This is a genomic window from Streptomyces lacrimifluminis (assembly GCF_014646095.1).
Classification (GTDB): domain Bacteria; phylum Actinomycetota; class Actinomycetes; order Streptomycetales; family Streptomycetaceae; genus Streptomyces; species Streptomyces lacrimifluminis.
The window spans coordinates 23,682-43,194 of record NZ_BMMU01000036.1 but is presented as its reverse complement, the minus strand read 5'-3'; the positions used below and the strand labels follow the sequence as shown (position 1 = coordinate 43,194).

The following is a 19,513-nucleotide window of genomic DNA, read 5'->3' as shown; positions in this document are numbered from 1 at the left end:
CGCCTGGCCTTGTCCGGGCGGCGAGGTCGTTCCGGTCCCGGCGATTACCTAGGGGAAGGCCGACCCCGTCTCGGTGCCGTGCCTCGATCGAGCGCAGTACCGCCCGCCCCGCGTCGGTAGAGACCAGGGCCTGCCACCTGTCGCACTTCGGCTGTCCCGCCCACCCTGGAAGGAGGGCTGGGTGCTGGGTCGGGCACAGGGGTGGCGGGCATCGGTTGCGGCAGTGTCCACGTCACAGCCCCGTGCCTTCCACCCAGCCCGCCCGTCGGCAGACCGAGTGCGCGTACGCACCCGACTACCGGCCCGACCCACGGCAGGTCAGCGCACTGCAACACCTCGTCGGGGGCTGTGCGCTGAGTTCCTGGCGTACGTCCGGGCAGCGCATCCGGACACCGGGCTGTCCGGGTCCCGTGTCGTACGGTCTGATGTCGCGGCCGCCCACCGTCCGCAACGGATCTCACCGAACCCGGCGGTGCCGCCGGTACGGCCGAGAGATCTGAACCAATACCGGGAATCAGGCGGCGGCGAGCTCCTGCTCGCGGTCCGGTGTTTTGACCATGGGCTTCTTGTTCGGCAGCGAGAGCCGGAAGACCTTGTGCCACGCGGAGAACACCTGCTTGGGCAGCGGGCCGGTGACGTACTCCAGCTCGTACTTCTCGAACAGGGCGCGCACCTTCACCGCGACCTCGGCGTACCGGTTGCTCGGCAGGTCCGGGAACAGGTGGTGCTCGATCTGGTGCGACAGGTTGCCGGTCATGAAGTGCATGGCCTTGCTGCCGCTGATGTTCGCCGAGCCCATCATCTGGCGCAGGTACCACTGGCCGCGCGTCTCGCCCTTGATCGACCGGCGCTCGAAGACCTGTACGCCCTCGGGGAAGTGCCCGCACATGATCACCGAGTGGGTCCAGATGTTGCGGACCAGGTTCGCGGTGAACGTGGCGGCGAGCGTGGTGAGGAACGACGGGCCCGACAGCAGAGGGTGGATCACGTAGTCCTTGAGCACCTGCTTGCGGATCTTGCGGCCCACGGCCTTGGCCCGCGCGCGGAACTCCGGGTTCTTGCGGCGGCGCTTGTGCAGGTTCTTGCCGAGCTCCAGGTCGTACGCTGCGATGCCGTACTCGAAGAAGCAGGCGTTGAGGAAGTTCCACAGCGGCTGGCCGAGGTGGAACGGGTGCCACCTCTGGTCCTCGTCGACGCGCATGATGCCGTAGCCGAGGTCGTTGTCCTTGCCGATCACGTTGGTGTACGTGTGGTGCAGCTCGTTGTGCGAGTGCTTCCACTGCTCGGACGGCGAGACGTGATCCCACTCCCAGGTGGTGGAGTGGATCTTAGGGTCCCGCATCCAGTCCCACTGGCCGTGCAGGACGTTGTGGCCGATCTCCATGTTGTCCATGATCTTCGCCACGGACAGACCGGCGGTGCCGAGCAGCCACGCGGGCGGGAAGATCGAGAACAGCAGCACGCCCCTGCTGACCAGCTCGAGCTTGCGCTGCGCCGAGATGACCTTACGGATGTAGGCGGCGTCTTTCTCGCCGCGGTCGGCGATCACCTCGTCGCGGATCGCGTCCAGTTCGCGGCCCAGCTCCTCGATCTGCTCCGGGGTCAGGTGGGCGGTGGGGTCGGTGGCGGTCAAGGTGCTCCTACCGTTCGATGTCGCAGGGGCCCGCCGCGGCGGACACGCAGGTCTGGATGAGGACGCCCGGCTCGGCCTCGGTGATCTCGCCGGTGCGCAGGTCGCGGACGGCGCCCGCCTTGAGCGGTGTGACGCAGCCGAAGCAGATGCCCATGCGGCACCCGGAGGGCATGAGCACGCCGGCCTCCTCGCCGATGTCCAGCAACGGCGTGGCGCCGTCCGCGTCGACGGTCTTGCCGCTGGCGCTGAACGTGACCTCACCGCCGCCGTCACCGGCGACGACGATGCTGGGGCGGAAGCGTTCGGTGTGCAGGCACTCCTGGAGGCCGTGCTCGGTCCAGTGCTCTTCGGCGGCGTCGAGCAGGCCCGCGGGCCCGCAGGCCCAGGTCTCACGCTCGGCCCAGTCGGGCACGAGTTCGTCGAGACGGGCGATGTCGAGCATGCCGTCTGTGTCGGTGTGCACCTCGGTGAGCCGCAGCTTCCTGTCCGCGACCAGGTCGTGCAGTTCGTTGCGGAAGATGACGTCTTGCGGCTGTGGCGCGCAGTGGATCATGACGACATCGTCGAACTCGATGTCGCGCAGCATGCCCATCACGGGCGTGATGCCGCTGCCGGCCGTCAGGTAGAGCACCTTGGCGGGCTTGGCCTGCGGCAGCACGAAGTCACCGGTCGCCTGGTCGAGCTGGATCAGCGTGCCCGGTTTCGCCCTGCGGACCAGGTGGTTGCTGACCTTGCCGTCCGGGATCGCCTTCACGGTGATCGTGACGCGGCCGTCCTGGCGGTCTGTCGGCGAGGTGAGGGAGTAGGCACGCCACAGGCGCACCCCGTCGACGTCGACCCCGATCCGCACGTACTGACCGGCTGTGTGGCCGCGCCAGCCCCGTCCCGGCCTGATCACGATGGTCGCGGCGTCACCCGTCTCGGGGTGCACGGCCTCGATGCGCCCACGCAGGTCGGCGCCCGCACGCAGCGGGCTGACCAGGTCGAGGTAGTCCGACGGCAGCAGCGGCGTCGTGACCATCTCCAGCAGTTTCCACGCCCTGCTGCGGAGGGCTGTACTCGTCATGACTCCAGCCTGCTGCGCCTCAGGGCGTAAAGTCCTGACCGCAGGACGTAAATCTGGTCGACTGAATTGTTCGCAGGGAACAAAACGTGAGCCATGCAATCCGGAGGGCCAGCGAACTGGCCCTGGACGAGACGACGGTCACCGCGCTTCGGGCCGCGCTGAGGACCACCGCCGACGAGGTCGTCGAGGCGATCATCGACGAGGTCCCTCCCTACGCCAACGCCCTTGCGGGCCGTATGGGCGACACCATCCGCCGAGCCGTCCATACCGCCCTGGGGCACTACCTGGACCTCGCGAGCGGGAACGCCACGGGCGGCGACGCGGGTGACGCGGCCTACGAGCTGGGCCGCGGCGAGGTGCGCGACGGCCGTTCGATGGACGCCCTGCTCAGCGCCTACCGCGTCGGCGCCCGCGTGGCCTGGCGATGCCTGGCAGCGGGTGCCGTCCCCGCAGGTCTGCCCGCCGCCGAGGTCGCCAAGTTCGCCGAGCTGACCTTCGCGTACATCGACGAGCTCTCCGCCGCGAGCGCCGCGGGCCACGCCGACGAACTCGCCGCTCGGGGCAGGGCCCACGAGCGCCACCTGGAACACCTGGCCCGCGACCTCCTCGCCGGCGCGAGCCCGGACGTGCTGCTGGCCTCTGTTCAACGGGCCGGGTGGCAGCCTCCGGTTTCGCTGACCGCGGTCCTGCTGCCCGCCGCCCAGGCCCGGCCTGCCTACCGCGCGCTCGACCCGAGGGCCCTCGTCCTCGACGATCTGCCGGACGCCACCGGTGTGCTGCTCGTCCCCGATGCCGACCGATCACATCTCTTGCGGCAGCTGACCGGCCGCACCGCCGTGGTCGGCCCGGCCCGGCCATGGACTCGTGCGTCCGCCTCGTACGCACGAGCCGTACGCGCGCGCTCCCTCTCCTCTGATATCCGCGACACCGAGGACCACCTGCCCGAGCTGGTGCTGAGCGCCGACGTGGACGCGTTCGCAGACCTGCGTGCCCGGGCCCTCGCACCGTTGCGGACCTTGCCTGTCGCGACCGCACGGCGGCTGGAGGAGACGTTGCGGGCGTGGCTGCTGCACCAGGGCAGGCGGGACGAGGTGGCGGCGGCGTTGTTCGTCCATCCCCAGACGGTCCGGTACCGGATGTCGCAGCTGCGGGAGCTGTTTCCGGATCTCGCATCGCCACACCGGGTCCTTGAACTGACGCTGGCGGTCGGTCTTCGGGTCAGCTGACCTGTACGTCGACTGTCCATGACCGCGTCCGCGAGCGGTCCAGGAACCGTGCCTCGTTCTCGGTGTGACCAGCTGGCTCGTGCTTCCCGGGGAAGAGCGGTGTCAGCCGGCTGAGAGCCGGGGTTGATGCGACGACCGGACAAGGCCTCGGGAAGCCCGTCGGGGGCGCTGCCTCTGAGAAGCGCGGTGGCGGATACGGCTCGACCGGATCCGGTGGACGATGCGCACCGGCCCGCTCGTCGACGCGCTCACCGAGGATCTGGTCGGCGACCTGCACCGGTATGCCCTGGAAAACGGCTTTCCTGCCGTCGTGGAGGGCGCTGTCCTGGAACAAGCTGACCCACGGGCGCGGCGGGCTGCGGGTGGGTGACCGGACGACCGGCGGGGCCGGCCTGGCACACCGCGCGAGGGATGATGGGGATGGAATGACGGAACATGAGGTCAGGAGCTTCCATGGCGAAGTGGGTTCACCGACCCCGTGAGGACGCGGAGTTCAATTTCATCCTCGGGATGAGCGGAGTTCCGGTCTTCGCATACTTCACCGGGACATGGCCCAAGGCAATCGAGCCCTGCCGGGTGATGGACCTCGTCGTGGGTGGCATCGCCGACGACTACACGGGCCGCCTGACGGCCGTCCGCGCCGACATCACGCGTTGTCCGGCCGCGACCGATCGGTACGGGATCACCGGGGCCCCGTCCTACGTCCTGCTGAAGGAGGGGGAGGCGGTGGCGCACGGCGCGGGGCCTATGACCATCACCGAGGTGCGCAAGTTCCTGGACGGCCACCTCTGAACGGCCGCTGCGGAACGTGGTCGCGACGCCCGTCAGGTCTCGTCTGTGGGAGCTGCGCCGTCTGAGACACCTTGGGACTGAGACACCCTCACAGGTCACATGACGCCGTCCAGCGCTGTCGCGTCCGGCAGCTGCGCGGTACCGGCGACTACCTCGGGGACGACCGACCTTCTGTATCGAGTGGCTGTTGTTGCTTGCGCCGATGAGCAGGAGGTGAGTGCGTCCGTACGGCCAGCACGGTGTTGGCAGGTTCCGCAGGTGCCCGATCGCCTCTGGACTCTGCTTGTCCCACCGCAAGTTGGTGTCGGTACTGAGCGCTAGATTCTGCTGGCAGCGGCCGTCATCGAGGCGGTCACCGTGCGGCGAGGGCGGTTTGATGAACCGGGGACAGATGGAGAACGGGCTGGGCTGGATAGCCGATGCCTACAGCACCAGCTTCACGTTCACCCTCGGCGAGGGCCTCTCGCCGTACGAGCTGCTGCGCCGCGTCGGCGCCGAGGAGCGCCACATCGTCCCGCTCACCCGCTCCGCAGCGTACGAGCTGCTGCTGAGGGATGAGGAGGACCACATCAGTGACCTCGACTTCCTGGACTGGGAAGACGAAGCGGCGGTTGCCCAGCTGACAAGCGCCGGCTTTCTGCCCGCCCCGCCCGACACCATCGTCCGAGCGGGCACGGTGGCGGGCTGGGCGTATGCGCTGGAGGAATTCCACTGCCGGACGGGCACGCACCTCGCGGCGCTGTCCGAGCGGGGACGGGCGTTCTGCGTGCATCGCAACGCGAAGGGCTTCAGCCGCGTCGACTATGCCTGCCGCGGCGATGCGGTGACGTCCTTCGAGCCTGGCCTGCCGCACCTGACGAACGGGGCCCCAGCCGAGGTGGCGCTCGGCTTCGTGCACAACGGTGACGAGCTGGGCGATGTCACGTTCCTGCGGTTCCTGGAAGGCGAGCTCGGCATCTACCTCCCCTGTGAGGAGGCGGAGGCCGAGCTTCCGGCAGCCGCTTTCACCTGACGACGCCCCGGATAGCCACGTCCTGTGTCCCGCTGGTGGAACACGACCACAGAACTTCGTGGATTCAGGCCTCGAAGAACAGAGCTTGTCCCTCTGTTGTCCCTTCCTGCCGGGCCAACATCCGATCTGACCTGTTGCTTTCCCACCACCTGACACCCCACATGCAACAGAACAAAGTGGAGAAAGAACCGGCCCCATCTCAGCGCCGCACCTCGAACACAGCACCACCCGCCCCGCGTCGGCGGAGAGCAGCGCCCCGAACCCCTCCCACTTCGGCTGTCCACCCCACCCTGGCAGCAGAGCCGGGTCGGGCACGAGGGCGGCGAGCATCGGTTGCGGCAGTCCACGTCACAGCTCCATGCCTTCCACCCAGCCGGTCCGTCCGCAAACCGAGTGGCGCGTGAGCCCCGACCATCGCCCCGACCACGACCGGGGCACCGCTGGCCACCGCCCCGACCACGGCAGGTCAGCGCGCTACGACACCTCGCCCGCCTCGCCTGTCCGGTGCTGTGGGGGGAGCTCCTGGCGCACGTCCAGGTAGCAGCGCAGCCGGACGCCGGGCTGTCTCGGATCCCGGGTCGTACGGTCCGCCGTTGCGGTCACCCACCGCGCGGCGAGCAGTTCCTGGACGGCGAAGGCGGTCTGGTCGTCGCACGCGGCGATCTCCACCACGGCAGTCCCCGGCGCTCCGCGCCGGCTTCAGAGGCTGGCCCTCTTGAACGCGTAACCTATGGGTTACGCTTCTGGTGTGGACGACCTGAGCAAGGTGGCCGACGCCATCGCCGATCCGGTGCGCCGGGAGGTCCTGATGATGTTGCACCGTACCCCGCTGACGGCAGGCGACATTGCTGCCCGGTTCGCCATCAGCCGACCCGCGGTCAGCCGTCACCTGCGCGTGCTGCGGGAGAGCGGCTTGGTCCGGGACGAGCAGATCGGACGCCATCGGCGTTACTCCCTCGTCCGTCCCCGGCTCGGTGACCTCGCCGCCTGGCTCACTCAGTTCGACACCCAGCGTGTCGACTGGCCGCAGCGGCTGGCCGCGTTGGAGACGGAGGTCTACCGCACCCGACGGGACCGTAATCGGGCTGAGCCCGCTAGCGATCAGCCCACCGCGCGCCACTCCAAGGAGGACACGGCATGACCCTTGAGCCCACCGGACAACTCATCCCCACGCCGACGGGGCACGACCTGATCCTTACCCGCAGCTACCGCGCCTCCGCCGACGACGTCTGGGCGAGTGTCACCGAGCCGGAGCGCACCAGCCGCTGGTTCGGCCCGTGGCGCGGCCAGGCGGCGGCCGGCCTCACCGTCGAGGTGCAGCTGGTGTTTGAGGAGTCGGCGCCCTGGTGCCCACTGCGAATCGAAGCCTGTGAACCGCCGCACCGACTCGCCGTCTCGATGGAGGACGAGGCCGGATCCTGGTCGATGGAGCTGCTGGTGGCCGAGAACGACGGCACCACCGAACTCCGGCTGGTCCATCACCTCGCCTCCACAGAGCACCTCGGCGACACCGGCCCGGGCTGGGAGTACTACCTGGACATGCTCACCGCCGCACGCACGGGCGGGCCACGGCCTGACTTCGAGGACTACTACCCCGCGCAGAAGGCATACTTCGAGTCCCTGGCCTGAGCTTGTCCTCTTTCTTTCCTCCCGGCCTCGAACGGCGTCTCGAGCTGAGTCTCTCACCTGGGGGTTCGCCGGACGTGGGGGCGACCTTCGCTTGATCGTGTGCTCCGACCAAGGTGCATGTGACCACGACGAAGGCCGTGAGGGTGAGTCTGCTGCCAGAGGCCGGGGAAGCCGAAGCCGTCCTCACCTGTGGCGACAGGCTCGTAGGTCTGAGCCCGCCCGGACGGTCTCCGAGGCCTCGACGGCCGCACGCGGTGGGCTGCGGCACGCTTCCGCCCGGCTCGGCCCCGGCGCTGGTCAGGCGAGGGTCACCTCGACCGGCAGCTTCTTGATGCCGTTGACGAAGTTGGAGCGTACGCGTGGGACATCGCCGGCAAGGCGGATGTCGGCGAGGCGCGGGATCAGCTCCTCGAACATGATGCGGATCTCGGTGCGGGCGAGCAGGTTGCCCAGGCACAGGTGGGGGCTGCCCTTGCCGAAGGTGACGTGGTCGTTGTCGGCGCGGGTCACGTCGAAGTCGTACGGGTTGCCGAAGGTCGCCTCGTCGCGGTTGCCGGAGGCGTACCACATGACGACCTTGTCGCCCTCCTTGATCCGCTTGCCGCCGAGTTCGACGCCCCGGGTGGCGGTGCGGCGGAAGTGGTAGACGGGGGAGGCCCAGCGCAGGAACTCCTCCACCGCGACGGGAATCAGGGACGGGTCGTCCTTGAGGCGGGCCAGTTGGTCGGGGTGCTGGAGGAGGGCCAGCATGGAGTGGGTGATGGTGTGGCGGGTGGTCTCGTTGCCGGCCACGACGAGGAGCAGGAAGTAGTTGTCGAAGTCCTGTGGCGAGAGTGGCACACCGTCCTTCGGGGTGGTGTTGACCAGCTTGGACACCAGGTCGGTGCCGTCGCCGCCGCGCCGTTGCCGGGCCAGCTCACGGCCGTATTCGAAGACCTCAAGCGAGGCGGGCGAGCGGAAGGGCAGGTGCCGGTACTGCTCGCTCTCCGCACTGTCCAGCAGGACGTCGGCGTAGTCGGGGTCGGTGTTGCCGATGATGCGGTTGCCCCAGTCGATGAGTTGCTGGTTGTCCTGTGGCGGAACGTCGAGGAGGCGGGCGAGGACGTTGATGGGGAAGTCGGCGGAGACTTCCTTGACGAAGTCGAAGGTCCCCTTGGCCAGCGCCGCGTCCAGCGTGGTGGCGGTCAGGCCACGCAGGAAGTCGGTGTAGCTGTTGATGACGCTCGCGCCGAACTGGCGCTGGAGCAGACTGCGCAGCGCGCGGTGGCGGACACCGTCCAGCTCCAGGATGGAGGCGCGGGTCTTGATCTGGTCATCGTCGACCTCTTCGAGGTTGACGAACTTCGTGGAGGTGAAGGTCTCGGCGTCACGGTCGACGCGGGCGATGTCGGCGTGGCGGGTCACGGCCCAGAAGCCGGAGTTGGGGCCCCCCTCGGGCTGCCAGTGGACCGGGTCCTGGTGGCGCAGGGTGTGGAACATCCGCCATGGGGTGATGCCGTCGGTGAAGTTGTCCAGATCGGCGAGGTTGACGTCTGCCAGTGGCATCGGTTCGTTCACGGCGGCGGTCGGGGTCTCGGTCGTCATCGTATGGCTCCCAGTTGTCACAGGTGGTAGGCGTACTCGGTGAACTCCCAGTCGGTGACGTGCCGTTGGAAGCGTTCGATCTCGTTGCGCTTGTAGGAGAGGAACGAGGCGGTGAAGTCCTTGCCGAGGACGTCGGTCAGCTCCGTGTCAGCTTCCAGGGCGTCCAGCGCGGCCGGCAGGCTCATGGGCAGCACGGCTGCCCTGGCGGTGTCGTAGCCGTACCCCTCCAGTGGGGCGGGGGGTTCCTCACCGGTCAGAACCCCGAGCAGCGCGGCGGCGACCGTGCCCGCGATCAGTAGATACGGGTTGGCGCTGGCGTCACCGAGGCGCAGTTCGAACCGGGCGCCGGAGCCGCGCTCGGGCGGGATGCGGACCATGGCGCTGCGGTTGTCCAGGCCCCAGTCGATCAGCCAGGGGGCGAGGGTGTCCGGGCCGAAACGCCTGTAGGAGTTCACGGTCGGGTTGGCCAGTGCGGTCAGGGCCGGGGCGTGGGCGAGGATGCCGGCGACGGCGTGGCGAGCGGTGGCGGACAGCCCGTACGGCCCGGCGGGATCGTCGAAGGAGTTGCCGCCCTCGTCGTTGTCGCAGGACAGGTGGAGGTGGAAACCGGAGCCTCCGGCGTCGTTGAACGGCTTGGCCATGAAGGTGGCGAGTTTGCCCTCCTTCCGGGCCAGTTCCTTGATCGCGGACTTGAAGCGGAAGGCGCGGTCGGCGGCGGACCCGGCGTCGGAGTGGGTGAGGTTGATCTCGAACTGGCCGCCGTCGAATTCGTGGTTTCCGCTGGTGACGCCGATGTTCATGTCCCGCAGCAGACGCAGCGTGCGAAGCAGGTGATTGTCGCCGTCGGCGCGCAGACCGGCGGTGTAGACGACGCCGGTGGCGCCCGAGTAACGCTTCCAGCCGCTCGGGGAGGCCGGGGCCTCGTCGCAGAGGAAGTACTCGAGCTCGGGGCCGACGACCGGACGCATGCCGTGTTCGGCACATCGGTCGAGGACGGTGCGCAGCAGATCGCGGGGTGACTCGGGCGCGGGCAGGCCGGTGGCCGGATCGGTGACGTCGGCGAGGCAGGAGGCGACGCCGGGTTCCCAGGGGAGGGGGATCAGGGTGTCCAGGTCCGGTCGGACGGTGATGTCGGGCAGGCCGGCGTCGAGACCGCCGGAGACGGGGACCACGTGGCCCTGGGGGCTGGTGTGGTACACGGCCCGGCAGAAGGCCAGGCCGTGGTCGCAGGCCGACGGCAGGTGGTCCAGCAACACGTCGCGCGCTCGGTCGGTGCCGATCAGGTCGGGATAGGTCACGCGCACCACGTCGATGCCGTCGGCGGCGAGCCGCTGCATGTGCTGACGGAGGCTGGGGGTTGGGTCTGCGCTCACCGATGTCTCCTCGGGCGCTAGGGGTGTGGATGGTGAGGGGAGTCAGAGGGTTGGTACGAGTGGGGGCGCGGCGTACGGACCGGCTTGTTTGAGGCCAAACGGTATGAGGGCTACGGGCACCCCGCAAGAGGGGGCAGGAAAAAAAGTATCCGCATGGATAGGTATTGACCAGAGTCAAGTGGCTTCCTATGTTGTTTGAAGCCAAATGAGTAAGGGCCCGGTCAGTTGCCGGACCCTTGGCCGGGGCCCGGCCGACAGCGGTCGGGCCCCTCTTCCTCCCTTCGCCCCCCGCCCTGACGCCCTCACTCTCAGGAGGACCGGCCATGAAGGTCGTCGTCGACATGAACAAGTGCCAGGACCACGGCCAGTGCGTCTTCGCCGCCCCCGATGTCTTCTCCATGGACGACAGCGGCCACCTGGCCTACGTCCCCGACCTCGACGACGCGCTGCGCGACGAGGTCGAGGAAGCCGCCGACGTGTGTCCGCTCCAGGCCATCCGTATCGAGGGCTGACCATGACTTCGAGGAATGCACGCATCGTCGTGGCCGGCGCCTCCATGGCCGGCCTGCGCGCGGCCGAGCAGTTGCGGGCAGCCGGCTGGACCGAAGCCATCACGCTCGTCGGTGACGAGCCGCACATGCCCTACAACCGGCCACCCCTGTCCAAGGAGGTCCTGGCCGGCAAGGCACCCTTCGAGTCACTCGCCTTCCGCCCTCGCGCGAGCGTGGCCGACGCGGAGTGGCGGCTGGGCACCAAGATCGTCGCCACCCGGCTCGCGGAGAACATCGTCGAGTTCGACGGCGGCGAGGCACTCTCGTACGACGGTCTGGTCGTCGCCACCGGAATGCGGCCCCGGCGCCTGCGCTGCCCCGGCCCGCTCGCGGGCCGGCACACGGTCCGCACCATCGACGACGCGCAGGATCTGCGGCAGGCCCTGACCAGGCCCGGAACCCGCGTAGTCGTCGTCGGAGGCGGCTTCATCGGCTGCGAGGTCGCCGCCACCGCCGTCGCTCTGGGCGCCCGGGAGGTGACTGTCGTCGACCCACTGCCCCTGCCGATGGTCGGCCCCCTCGGCGAGCTCCTCGCCAGGGCCTTGCTGAAGCGCCACGAGGCGCGCGGCGTGCGCTTCGCCCTCGGCACGGGCGTGACCGGCTTCACCGGCGACAACCACGTCACCGGCGTTGCCCTCGGTGACGGCACCGTCCTTCCCGCTGACGCGGTGGTCGAGTCGGTCGGGTCGGTCGCCAACACCGAGTGGCTGGACGGCAACGGCCTCGACCTGAGCGACGGCGTGCTCGCCGACGAGCACCTGCGCGTCGGCGGACGGCCCGACGTGGTGGCCGTCGGTGACGTTGCCCGCTTCCCCAACGCCCGCTACGACGGCGTACCGCGTCGTGTGGAGCACTGGTGCATCCCCACGGACACCGCCAAGCACGCCGCGAAGACCCTCGTCGCCCAGCTGACCGGCACCAGCCACGGGCTGTCCCCGTTCGCGCCGCTGCCCACTTTCTGGAGCGACCAGCACGACTTCCGCCTGCAGTCCTTCGGCGCACCGGTACTCGGCAAGGAGGACGTACGAGTCCTGGACGGCGACCTCGACGCTGATGTCGTCGTCGGCTACCACGCCGGCGGCCGGCTGGCCGGTGTCGTCGCCCTCGGCGGTCAGGCCGCGGCGGCCGCCGCCTCCCGATACCGCGCCGAACTGCTCGAGCAGCCCGCCCTCACCGCCTAAGGACTTCGCTGATCATGAACACCGTCCGTGGATTCTTCTCCCCCAAGACGGCGAGCGGTGCCTCGTCGCTGGTCCCCTCACCGCCCTGGCGGTACTCCGGGGACCTGCTCACCGTCGAGTACCGCACCGACCCGGCACGCGTGCGTGAACTGCTTCCCGAGCCACTGGAGCTCGCCGACGAGGACCCGGGCGCGGTGGCGCTGATCTGGGCCGACTGGCAGTCCTGCTCGGCGTCCGGCGAGGAGCTGCTCGATCCCGTGCTCTCCCAGTACAAGGAGGCGTTCGCGGTCGTCCGCTGCAAGTACCGCGGCGAGACGTACTCGCGATGTGTCTACATCTGGGTGGACAAGGACTTCGCCATCGCGCGCGGGCTGCACCAGGGCTACCCGAAGAAGCTCGGCTCGATCCACCAGACCCGCCCGCACCCGTACGGCCCCGCTCCGCGCATCGAGGCGGGGGCCCGTTTCGGCGCCACGCTCGCCGCCGCCGACCGGCGCCTGGCCCAGACCGTGGTCACCCTGCGCGGGCCGTCGGAGACGAATGGCTTCGTCAACGCCCACCCGATGGCACACCACCGCTGGCTGCCCTCCATCGAGAAGGGCAAAGGCCTCGCTCTGGACGAGCTGATCGAGTCGGGCGCCGCGTCCTTCGAGGCGGGACAGGCATGGCGCGGCGACGCCGAGTTGGAGCTGTTCGAGGCGCCCACCGAAGAACTGGCCCGCCTGGAGATCCGCGAGCCGATCGCCGCCTACTACCGCCAGGTCGGCGTCGTCTGGGACGGCGGCCGACTGCTGGAATCCGGCAGCTCCGGCGCCGAGTAGACCACGCCACCCGTGAGACCGGAGGAGCAGAGCATGAGCGAACACACCATCACCGTTGCCGGGGTCGCCGTCGACGCCCGGCACTGGATCGGCGGCGAGCGCGTCGCTTCGACACAGACGTTCCCGGACGTCTCGCCCATCGACGGCAGCACGATCGGCGGCATCTCCCGAGGCACGGCCATGGAGGCAGCCGCCGCCGTGGCCGCCGCGAAGGCCGCGTTCCCCGCCTGGGCGGCCACCTCCCGCGCGGAACGCGCCCGCATCCTGCATGCCGTCGCCGACGGGGTCGAGAAGCGGATCGACGAGCTCGCCATCGTCGAGACCACCGACAACGGAGCCCTTCTGCGCTCCCACCGCCGGGGCGTCATGCCCCGCGTCGCCCACAACTTCCGCTTCTTCGCGGACTGGCTGCTGAAACTGGAGCACGAGGACTTCGAGACGCGCGGGCACACCAACCACGTCAGCTGGGACCCAGCGGGCCCCTCCGTGCTGATCACCCCGTGGAACGCCCCCCTGATGCTGGCCACTTGGAAGCTCGCCCCGGCTCTCGCGGCCGGCAACACGGTGATCCTCAAGCCCGCCGAGTGGACCCCGCTGACTGCCTCCCTGCTGGCCGACATCGCCGCCGAGGCCGGGGTGCCGGCCGGGGTGCTGAACGTCGTACAGGGATACGGCTCGGAGATCGGTGACGCCCTGACCTCGCATCCCGACGTGCGCCGGATCAGCTTCACCGGCTCGGTGCCCACGGCCAAGCGCATCGCAGAGTCGGCGGCCGCGAACCTCACGCCCTTGAGTCTCGAACTGGGGGGCAAGTCACCGCTGTTGGTGTTCGCCGACGCGGACCTGGACCTGGCCGTCGACCTGGCGGTGGAGCAGTACGACAACGCCGGACAGGTGTGCCTGGCCGCGACGCGCTTCCTGGTCGAGGAGTCGGTCGCCGAGGAGTTCACGCGCCGGTTCGTCGAGAAGGCGAGCACGCTGACGCAGGGCGACCCGCGCGACGAGGCCACCGACATCGGGCCCAACATCCATCTCCGCCAGCTGGAGAAGATCGACGGCTTCGTGCAGCGGGCCGTGGCGGCCGGTGCTCGTGCGGTCATCGGCGGCCACCGGGTGGCTGGCCGGTACTACGCGCCGACCCTGCTCACCGACGTCGCCCAGGACTCGGAGATCGTGCAGGAGGAGGTCTTCGGCCCTGTCCTGACACTGCAGACCTTCAGCACCGAAGAGGAGGCCGTCCGCCTCGCGAACGACACCCGCTTCGGCCTGGCCGCCACCGTGGCCACCGGCGACCCCGAGCGTGCCGAACGCGTCACCGGGCAGCTCGTCGCGGGCACGGTGTGGGTCAACTGCTTCTTTGTCCGCGACCTGCGGGCCCCCTTCGGCGGCTCCCGCCACTCGGGCGTCGGCCGCGAGGGCGGCACCTGGAGCTTCGACTTCTACTGCGACCTCAGGAACACCGTGACCGCACCGGACGGATGGAAGAACCATGGGTGAGATCGTCGGGGCGGGCCTGCTCGCCCACGTCCCCACCATCGTGCTGCCCGAGGAGGACCGGCTGGAGCTGAACGGGGGCAAGGAGATCACCCTCGTCACCGGCCTGCGCCAGCTCCGCAAGGACGTCTTCGAGCGCGACGACTACGACACCGTCGTCGTCCTGGACTCCCACTGGGCCACGACGGTCGAGTTCGTCGTCAGCGCCCAGCAGCGCAGGGCCGGTCTCTTCACCTCCGAGGAACTGCCACGCGGCATGTGCCGGATGCCGTACGACTTCCCGGGCGACCAGGAACTGGCTCAGAACATCGAGAAGTTCGCCGACAAGCATGGCACCTGGATCACCGCGATCGATGACGAGTACCTGCCGATCTACTACGCCACCATCAACCTCTGGAAGTTCCTCGGGGAGGGGCTGCCGGACAAGCGGTGGGTGACCATCGGGGTCTGTCAGACCGGGGACATGGAGGATCACCTGCGGCTGGGCCGGGCGCTGGCCGACGGCATCGCCGCCACCCCGGGCCGCCGGGTCCTGCTTATCGCCTCCGGTGCGCTGTCGCACACCTTCTGGCCGCTGCGCGAGCTGCGCGACCACGAGTCGAGCGACCCGGTGCACATCTCCACGCCCGAGGCGCGCGAGGCCGACCACGAGCGGATCGCCTGGTTCAAGCAGGGCCGTCACGACCAGGTCCTCGACACCATGCCGGAGTTCTCGAAGTACAGGCCCGAGGCGAAGTTCTTCCACTACCTGATGTTGGCCGGTGCCCTCGGGGAACAGGCGTGCGTCGCCAAGGCCCGCCAGTACGGCGAGTACGAGAACTCCATCGGCACCGGTCAGGTCCACCTCTGGTTCGACCGCCCGACCGACGGCTGGACCGGCGCCGGCATGCCCGCCTCCCCCTCCGCGCACAACCCTCACAGCCGTATCTAGGAGTACTGCCATGCCCGAATACCGCCGCATCCTCCTCGACGGCGCCGTCGTCCAGGTCACCGTCGACGGTGACGAACTCGTCGCCGCAGACGGCCGCCGTGTCAAGACCGAGGACGCCCAGCACCTCCCCCCGGTCGTGCCCTCCAAGGTCATCGCGGTCCACCTCAACCACCGCAGCCGTGTCGACGAGTTCGATATCGACCTCCCTGACACTCCTACCTACTTCCACAAGCCGACCTCGGCCCTCAACTCCCACCAGGGCGCCATCGTCCGCCCCGAAGGCTGCAAGTGGCTCAACTACGAGGGCGAGGTGGCCATCGTCATCGGAAAGACCGCGCGCAACATCTCCCCGGCCGAAGCGGGCGAGTACATCGCCGGCTACACCGTCGCCAACGACTACGGCCTGCACGACTTCCGCGACACCGACGCCGGCTCCATGCTCCGTGTCAAGGGCTCCGACACCCTCTGCCCGCTCGGCCCCGGCCTGGTCGCCGACTGGGACTTCCACGGCAAGAGCCTGCGCACCTACGTCAATGGAATGGTGGTCCAGGACGGTTCGACCGACGAGATGAAGTGGGACATGCACTATCTCGTCGCCGACATCGCCCGCACCATCACCCTGTACCCCGGTGACGTCCTGCTGTCCGGCACCCCCGCCAACTCCCGCCCGGTACAGCCGGGCGACGTCGTCGAGGTCGAGGTCGAGGGCCTGGGCCGCCTCACCAACCACATCGTCACCGGCCCCACCTCCATCCGCACCGACGTCGGCGCCCAGCCCACCGAATCGGAGGAGGTGCTGTCCACCGCGCTCGGCGGTGACTGGGAGTTCCGCGGAATCCGTCCGCCGAAGCGATGACGCCCCTGGGCGGTCTGCCGGTCCCGACGCGCGGGTAGGGTCGCGTTCATGAGTAACTCCTCCGAGAAGCCCCCCGCCAGGCCCCGCAAGCGCGTGGACTACGGGACCGGCCGCGAGGCCCTGCTCAACGCGGCAGTGCGCGTGGTGGCCCGGGGCGGGCTGCGCAGGCTCACCTATCGTGCCGTCGCGGAGGAGGCGGGTGTCACGCACGGGCTCGTGGTGCACCACTTCGGTTCACGGGACGCGCTGATCGAGGCAGCCCTCGAGCACTCGGTGCGCACCAGCGCGAGCACGAGCTCCCTGGAGCCCGGCACGGGTGACATCGCGGACTTCGCGGCGGGACTGGCGGACATGGTCACCCGCGAGCCGGCCATGCAGATGTTCCAGTACGAGCTCATGCTCGAGTCCCGGCGCAGGCCCGAGCTACTGCCGCAGATCCGGGCGTTGTACGACGAGTATTTCGAGGCCACGGAGAGGGAGCTGTCCCGCAGCCTGCCTGACGGCACCAGCCCTGCCCTGACCCGGCTCGTCTTCGCCGCTCTGGAGGGTCTCGTACTGCACCAGCTGGTCCTCGACGAGCCGGACGTCACCGAGGCCGCGCTGAAGGAGCTGCGGTCACTGCTGACCCGGCAGCGTGAAGGCACGGAGTAGTCGCCATGCCGTAATCCCTGCCATAACAGCAGGTCAGGACGAGTCCCCGTCGCCCAGCGACGGGGACTCGCCTGTTTCCGGCGGCGTAAAGAGTTGATTGCGTGCGCGCGAAGCATTGACGAAATTATCCGTGTGGATAATTCTCGGTGGTGCAGGGCCCACTGGTCGCCCTCCCTCTTCTCCTCCCCAGCTCCGCCTCCGTCTCGCGACCGATACGAGGAGTGTCACGACATGACCGTCACCACGGCCGGACCCGCGTCCGCCGCCGAGGATCTGCTGCCCTTCCGTGACCCCGGCTTCCGTGCGGACCCCTACCCGTACTACGCGCGGCTGCGGCAGGAGCACCCTGTCTACAGGCATCCGGTCGGCCTGTACGTCGTCTCCCGCTACGAGGACGTCGCCCGGCTGATCCGGAACCCCACACTGAGCGTGCAACAGCTCGACTTCGGGCCGGCCATCCCGATCCACCACACCATGCTCGGCAAGGACGCCCCCGACCACACGAGGCTGCGGCGGATCACCAACCGCTGGTTCACACCCAAGGCGGTCGAGGTGTGGTCCCAGGTGATGCGGGCCGCCGTGGAGGCTGTACTCGACGAGGTGGAGAAGGGCGACGGCACCCTGGACGCGGCCGACGGCCTCTCCCTGAAGTGCACCTTCGACACCACCTGCCACATCTTCGGCATCGAGCCGACCGAGATGGACACCATCCAGCGCAAGACCTACGAGATCGGGCTGAGCCTCGGCCCCGGCGGCAACGACGAGGAGGCCCGCGCCACCACGGAGGCGTTCGCCTGGTTCGCCGAGCACATCCGCCGACTGGTGGCAGACAAACGAGCCCACCCCGGCGAGGGCCTGATCGACGCCTTCATCGCCGCGCAGGACGAGGGCAGGATGACCGAGGAAGAGGTCGTCCACACCATCTTCCTGTTCTTCGCCGTGGGCCACCTCGACGTCAAGCACCTGATCAACCACGGCATCTGGCTGATGACTCAGCAGCCCGGGCTGTTCACCGCCTACCGGGACGAGCCGGAGGCACGGCCGGGCATCATCAACGAGATCCTGCGGATCGACACGCCCGAGTCGATGGTGGTGCGCCTGACCACGCAGGACACGGTCATCGGCAACACCACGGTACCGGCCGGAGAGGTGCTGGCCCTGCTCGTCGCCTCGGCCAACCGCGACCCGGAGGTCTTCGTCGACCCCGACACCTTCGACCACACCCGCCCGGTCGCCGCCGGTCAGCACCTGGCCTTCGGTTCCGGCATGCACGGCTGCGCCGGCCAGATCCTGGCCCGCGCCGAGGCCGGCATCGTCTTCAGCTCGATCGTCAACCGGTTCTCCGGTGTCGAGCCGGCCGGTGAACCCTCCTATGCGCACACCGAGTTCCTGCGCACGATCACCCACCTCCCCGTCCGTTTTCTCTGATCCCCCGACCCCTCCGAGAACCGAGAGAGACAGGAGCCGTCATGAAGGTCGAAGTCGACCTCAAGAAGTGCCAGGACCACGGCCAGTGCGTGTACGCGGCCCCCGACCTGTTCGCACTCGACGACGACGGACGCCTGTCCCTGCGGTCGCGGGCGACCGACGTCTACGTGGCCGACGTGGACGAGGAGAGCGCCGAGGAGCTGTACGAAGCCGCCGACGTATGTCCGCTCCAGGCCATCACGGTGCACGAGTAAACCCGGTCCCCACGAGTGACAGACCCGGTCCCCACGAGTGAAGGACATCCTCACGTGCCCACACCCACCCCTCCCCGCATGCTGCTCGTCCTGAGCGAGAACTGGACGCTGACCGGCGACCGGGCGGACCTGCCCACCGCCGTACGGTGGGCCCGCGAGGCCGAGGACGCCGGCTTCGACGCGGTCATGGTCAGCGAACACATCGTGCTCGGACCGGACGCCGGGGCCGCCGGTGTCATGGGAAACCCCCGCGACTACGCCCTCCCGGGCAACCAGGACCCCTACACCCCCTGGCCGAACTCCCTGCTCCTGCTCGCCTCCATCGCCTCCGTCACCTCCCGCCTCCGGCTGGCCGCCGCGGCCGTCCTCGCACCGCTGCGCCATCCCCTGCTGCTCGCCCGCGAACTCGGCACGCTGGACCTGCTCAGCGAGGGCCGTCTCGTGGTGCAGCCCACGGTGAGCTGGAGCAGGGACGAGTACGCGGCCCTGGGCGTGCCGTTCGGCAAGCGGGGGCGGCTGCTGGACGAGCACCTTCAGGTCTGGGCGAAGGCCTGGGGACCCTCCCCGATCTCCCACGACGGCGAGCACTATCCCTTCGAGGACGTCTACTTCGAGCCCAAGGCGTACCGTCCTGACGGCCCGCGGCTGTGGTTCGGCGGACAGGGCATGCACGGCCCGCTGCTGCGGAGGCTCGTGCAGTACGGCCACGGCTTCCACCCGCTCGGACGGCCCACACCCGAAGACGTGCGGCAGCTCGGGGACGCCATGACCGGAGCAGGACGCGACATCGCCGACCTGGAGATGATCGGCGGCACCCAGGCCGTGTTCCCCGACGACCACTCGCCAGCCGACCTCGGCAATGCCCTTTCCTCCATTCCGGAACAGATGGAGCTCGGCTTCACCACCTTCTGCATCAAGCCGAACCAGTTCATCGACGACCCCAACGGCGTCGGAACCTTCTGCCGGGACGTCATGCGGCGCGTGGAGAGGACGACCGCGTAATCCGTCGCCCGTGCCGCGAGTCCCCGGTT

20 protein-coding genes and 1 pseudogene are annotated in these 19,513 nt (G+C 69.1%); 16 read left to right on the top strand and 5 right to left on the bottom strand.

Going from position 1 to position 19,513, the window contains the following annotated elements:
* Positions 1-514: 514 nt before the first annotated feature.
* Together IEY89_RS34805 and IEY89_RS34800 are read right to left on the bottom strand one after the other, a co-directional pair.
* Entirely contained in the window at positions 515-1,633 is a 1,119-nt protein-coding gene (locus IEY89_RS34805) for a fatty acid desaturase family protein (RefSeq protein ID WP_189151535.1), read from the bottom strand.
* Positions 1,634-1,640: 7 nt separating this feature from the next.
* Positions 1,641-2,699 (bottom strand): ferredoxin reductase, encoded by a 1,059-nt coding sequence (locus IEY89_RS34800; RefSeq protein ID WP_189151534.1) that lies wholly within the window; start codon positions 2,697-2,699, stop codon positions 1,641-1,643.
* Positions 2,700-2,785: 86 nt separating this feature from the next.
* On the opposite strand from IEY89_RS34800, the gene IEY89_RS34795 reads away from it, so the two are divergent.
* From IEY89_RS34795 to IEY89_RS34780, 4 genes are all read left to right on the top strand, one after another.
* Positions 2,786-3,925, top strand: coding sequence for a PucR family transcriptional regulator (locus tag IEY89_RS34795; protein ID WP_189151533.1), 1,140 nt, complete (start codon positions 2,786-2,788; stop codon positions 3,923-3,925).
* 220 nt (positions 3,926-4,145) lie between these two features.
* Positions 4,146-4,295 carry a hypothetical protein gene (locus IEY89_RS34790; protein ID WP_189151532.1) on the top strand — a complete coding sequence of 50 codons (150 nt, stop codon included), beginning with the start codon at positions 4,146-4,148 and terminating at the stop codon, positions 4,293-4,295.
* A gap of 83 nt (positions 4,296-4,378) precedes the next feature.
* Positions 4,379-4,717 (top strand): thioredoxin family protein, encoded by a 339-nt coding sequence (locus IEY89_RS34785; protein WP_189151531.1) that lies wholly within the window; start codon positions 4,379-4,381, stop codon positions 4,715-4,717.
* A 376-nt stretch (positions 4,718-5,093) separates the two neighbouring features.
* A complete protein-coding gene (locus tag IEY89_RS34780; protein WP_229695583.1) occupies positions 5,094-5,729 on the top strand; it encodes a DUF6461 domain-containing protein in 636 nt (211 codons plus the stop codon).
* Positions 5,730-6,203: 474 nt separating this feature from the next.
* Here the strand turns inward: IEY89_RS34780 and IEY89_RS34775 are convergent.
* Positions 6,204-6,404: pseudogene (locus IEY89_RS34775) on the bottom strand (DUF6207 family protein); the annotation flags it as partial.
* A gap of 73 nt (positions 6,405-6,477) precedes the next feature.
* Between IEY89_RS34775 and IEY89_RS34770 the strand changes: the two are divergent.
* Together IEY89_RS34770 and IEY89_RS34765 are read left to right on the top strand one after the other, a co-directional pair.
* Positions 6,478-6,870 carry an ArsR/SmtB family transcription factor gene (locus tag IEY89_RS34770; protein WP_229695582.1) on the top strand — a complete coding sequence of 131 codons (393 nt, stop codon included), beginning with the start codon at positions 6,478-6,480 and terminating at the stop codon, positions 6,868-6,870.
* Entirely contained in the window at positions 6,867-7,358 is a 492-nt protein-coding gene (locus tag IEY89_RS34765; protein ID WP_189151528.1) for an SRPBCC family protein, read from the top strand. Before IEY89_RS34770 ends, IEY89_RS34765 begins: the two co-directional genes overlap by 4 nt.
* A gap of 297 nt (positions 7,359-7,655) precedes the next feature.
* Here the strand turns inward: IEY89_RS34765 and IEY89_RS34760 are convergent, their stop codons facing one another.
* Both IEY89_RS34760 and IEY89_RS34755 read right to left on the bottom strand, forming a co-directional pair.
* Positions 7,656-8,942 carry a cytochrome P450 gene (locus tag IEY89_RS34760; RefSeq protein ID WP_189151527.1) on the bottom strand — a complete coding sequence of 429 codons (1,287 nt, stop codon included), beginning with the start codon at positions 8,940-8,942 and terminating at the stop codon, positions 7,656-7,658.
* A gap of 17 nt (positions 8,943-8,959) precedes the next feature.
* Positions 8,960-10,279, bottom strand: coding sequence for a glutamine synthetase family protein (locus IEY89_RS34755; RefSeq protein ID WP_373287333.1), 1,320 nt, complete (start codon positions 10,277-10,279; stop codon positions 8,960-8,962).
* A 359-nt stretch (positions 10,280-10,638) separates the two neighbouring features.
* Here IEY89_RS34755 and IEY89_RS34750 point away from each other — a divergent pair, with 359 nt between their 5' ends.
* From IEY89_RS34750 to IEY89_RS34705, 10 genes are all read left to right on the top strand, one after another.
* On the top strand, positions 10,639-10,827 hold the full coding sequence (locus IEY89_RS34750; protein WP_189151525.1) for a ferredoxin: 189 nt from the start codon (positions 10,639-10,641) through the stop codon (positions 10,825-10,827).
* 2 nt (positions 10,828-10,829) lie between these two features.
* The gene (locus tag IEY89_RS34745) at positions 10,830-12,047 is read left to right on the top strand and encodes an NAD(P)/FAD-dependent oxidoreductase (RefSeq protein ID WP_189151524.1); all 1,218 of its coding nucleotides are present in this window, start codon (positions 10,830-10,832) and stop codon (positions 12,045-12,047) included.
* Positions 12,048-12,061: 14 nt separating this feature from the next.
* Positions 12,062-12,868, top strand: a complete 807-nt coding sequence (locus IEY89_RS34740) for an acetoacetate decarboxylase family protein (RefSeq protein WP_189151523.1) — start codon at positions 12,062-12,064, stop codon at positions 12,866-12,868.
* A 33-nt stretch (positions 12,869-12,901) separates the two neighbouring features.
* Entirely contained in the window at positions 12,902-14,365 is a 1,464-nt protein-coding gene (locus IEY89_RS34735; RefSeq protein WP_189151522.1) for an aldehyde dehydrogenase, read from the top strand.
* Entirely contained in the window at positions 14,358-15,293 is a 936-nt protein-coding gene (locus IEY89_RS34730) for a 3,4-dihydroxyphenylacetate 2,3-dioxygenase (protein ID WP_189151521.1), read from the top strand. The genes IEY89_RS34735 and IEY89_RS34730 overlap by 8 nt, the downstream gene beginning before the upstream one ends.
* 10 nt (positions 15,294-15,303) lie before the next feature.
* Positions 15,304-16,149 (top strand): fumarylacetoacetate hydrolase family protein, encoded by an 846-nt coding sequence (locus IEY89_RS34725; RefSeq protein ID WP_189151520.1) that lies wholly within the window; start codon positions 15,304-15,306, stop codon positions 16,147-16,149.
* Between the two features lie 48 nt (positions 16,150-16,197).
* Positions 16,198-16,800: a TetR/AcrR family transcriptional regulator gene (locus IEY89_RS34720; RefSeq protein WP_189151519.1), complete on the top strand. Its 603-nt coding sequence runs from the start codon at positions 16,198-16,200 to the stop codon at positions 16,798-16,800.
* A gap of 231 nt (positions 16,801-17,031) precedes the next feature.
* The gene (locus IEY89_RS34715) at positions 17,032-18,228 is read left to right on the top strand and encodes a cytochrome P450 (protein ID WP_189151518.1); all 1,197 of its coding nucleotides are present in this window, start codon (positions 17,032-17,034) and stop codon (positions 18,226-18,228) included.
* Between the two features lie 41 nt (positions 18,229-18,269).
* Positions 18,270-18,482, top strand: a complete 213-nt coding sequence (locus IEY89_RS34710; protein ID WP_189151517.1) for a ferredoxin — start codon at positions 18,270-18,272, stop codon at positions 18,480-18,482.
* A gap of 78 nt (positions 18,483-18,560) precedes the next feature.
* Positions 18,561-19,484 carry a TIGR03619 family F420-dependent LLM class oxidoreductase gene (locus tag IEY89_RS34705; protein WP_189151545.1) on the top strand — a complete coding sequence of 308 codons (924 nt, stop codon included), beginning with the start codon at positions 18,561-18,563 and terminating at the stop codon, positions 19,482-19,484.
* The last annotated feature ends 29 nt before the right edge of the window (positions 19,485-19,513 follow it).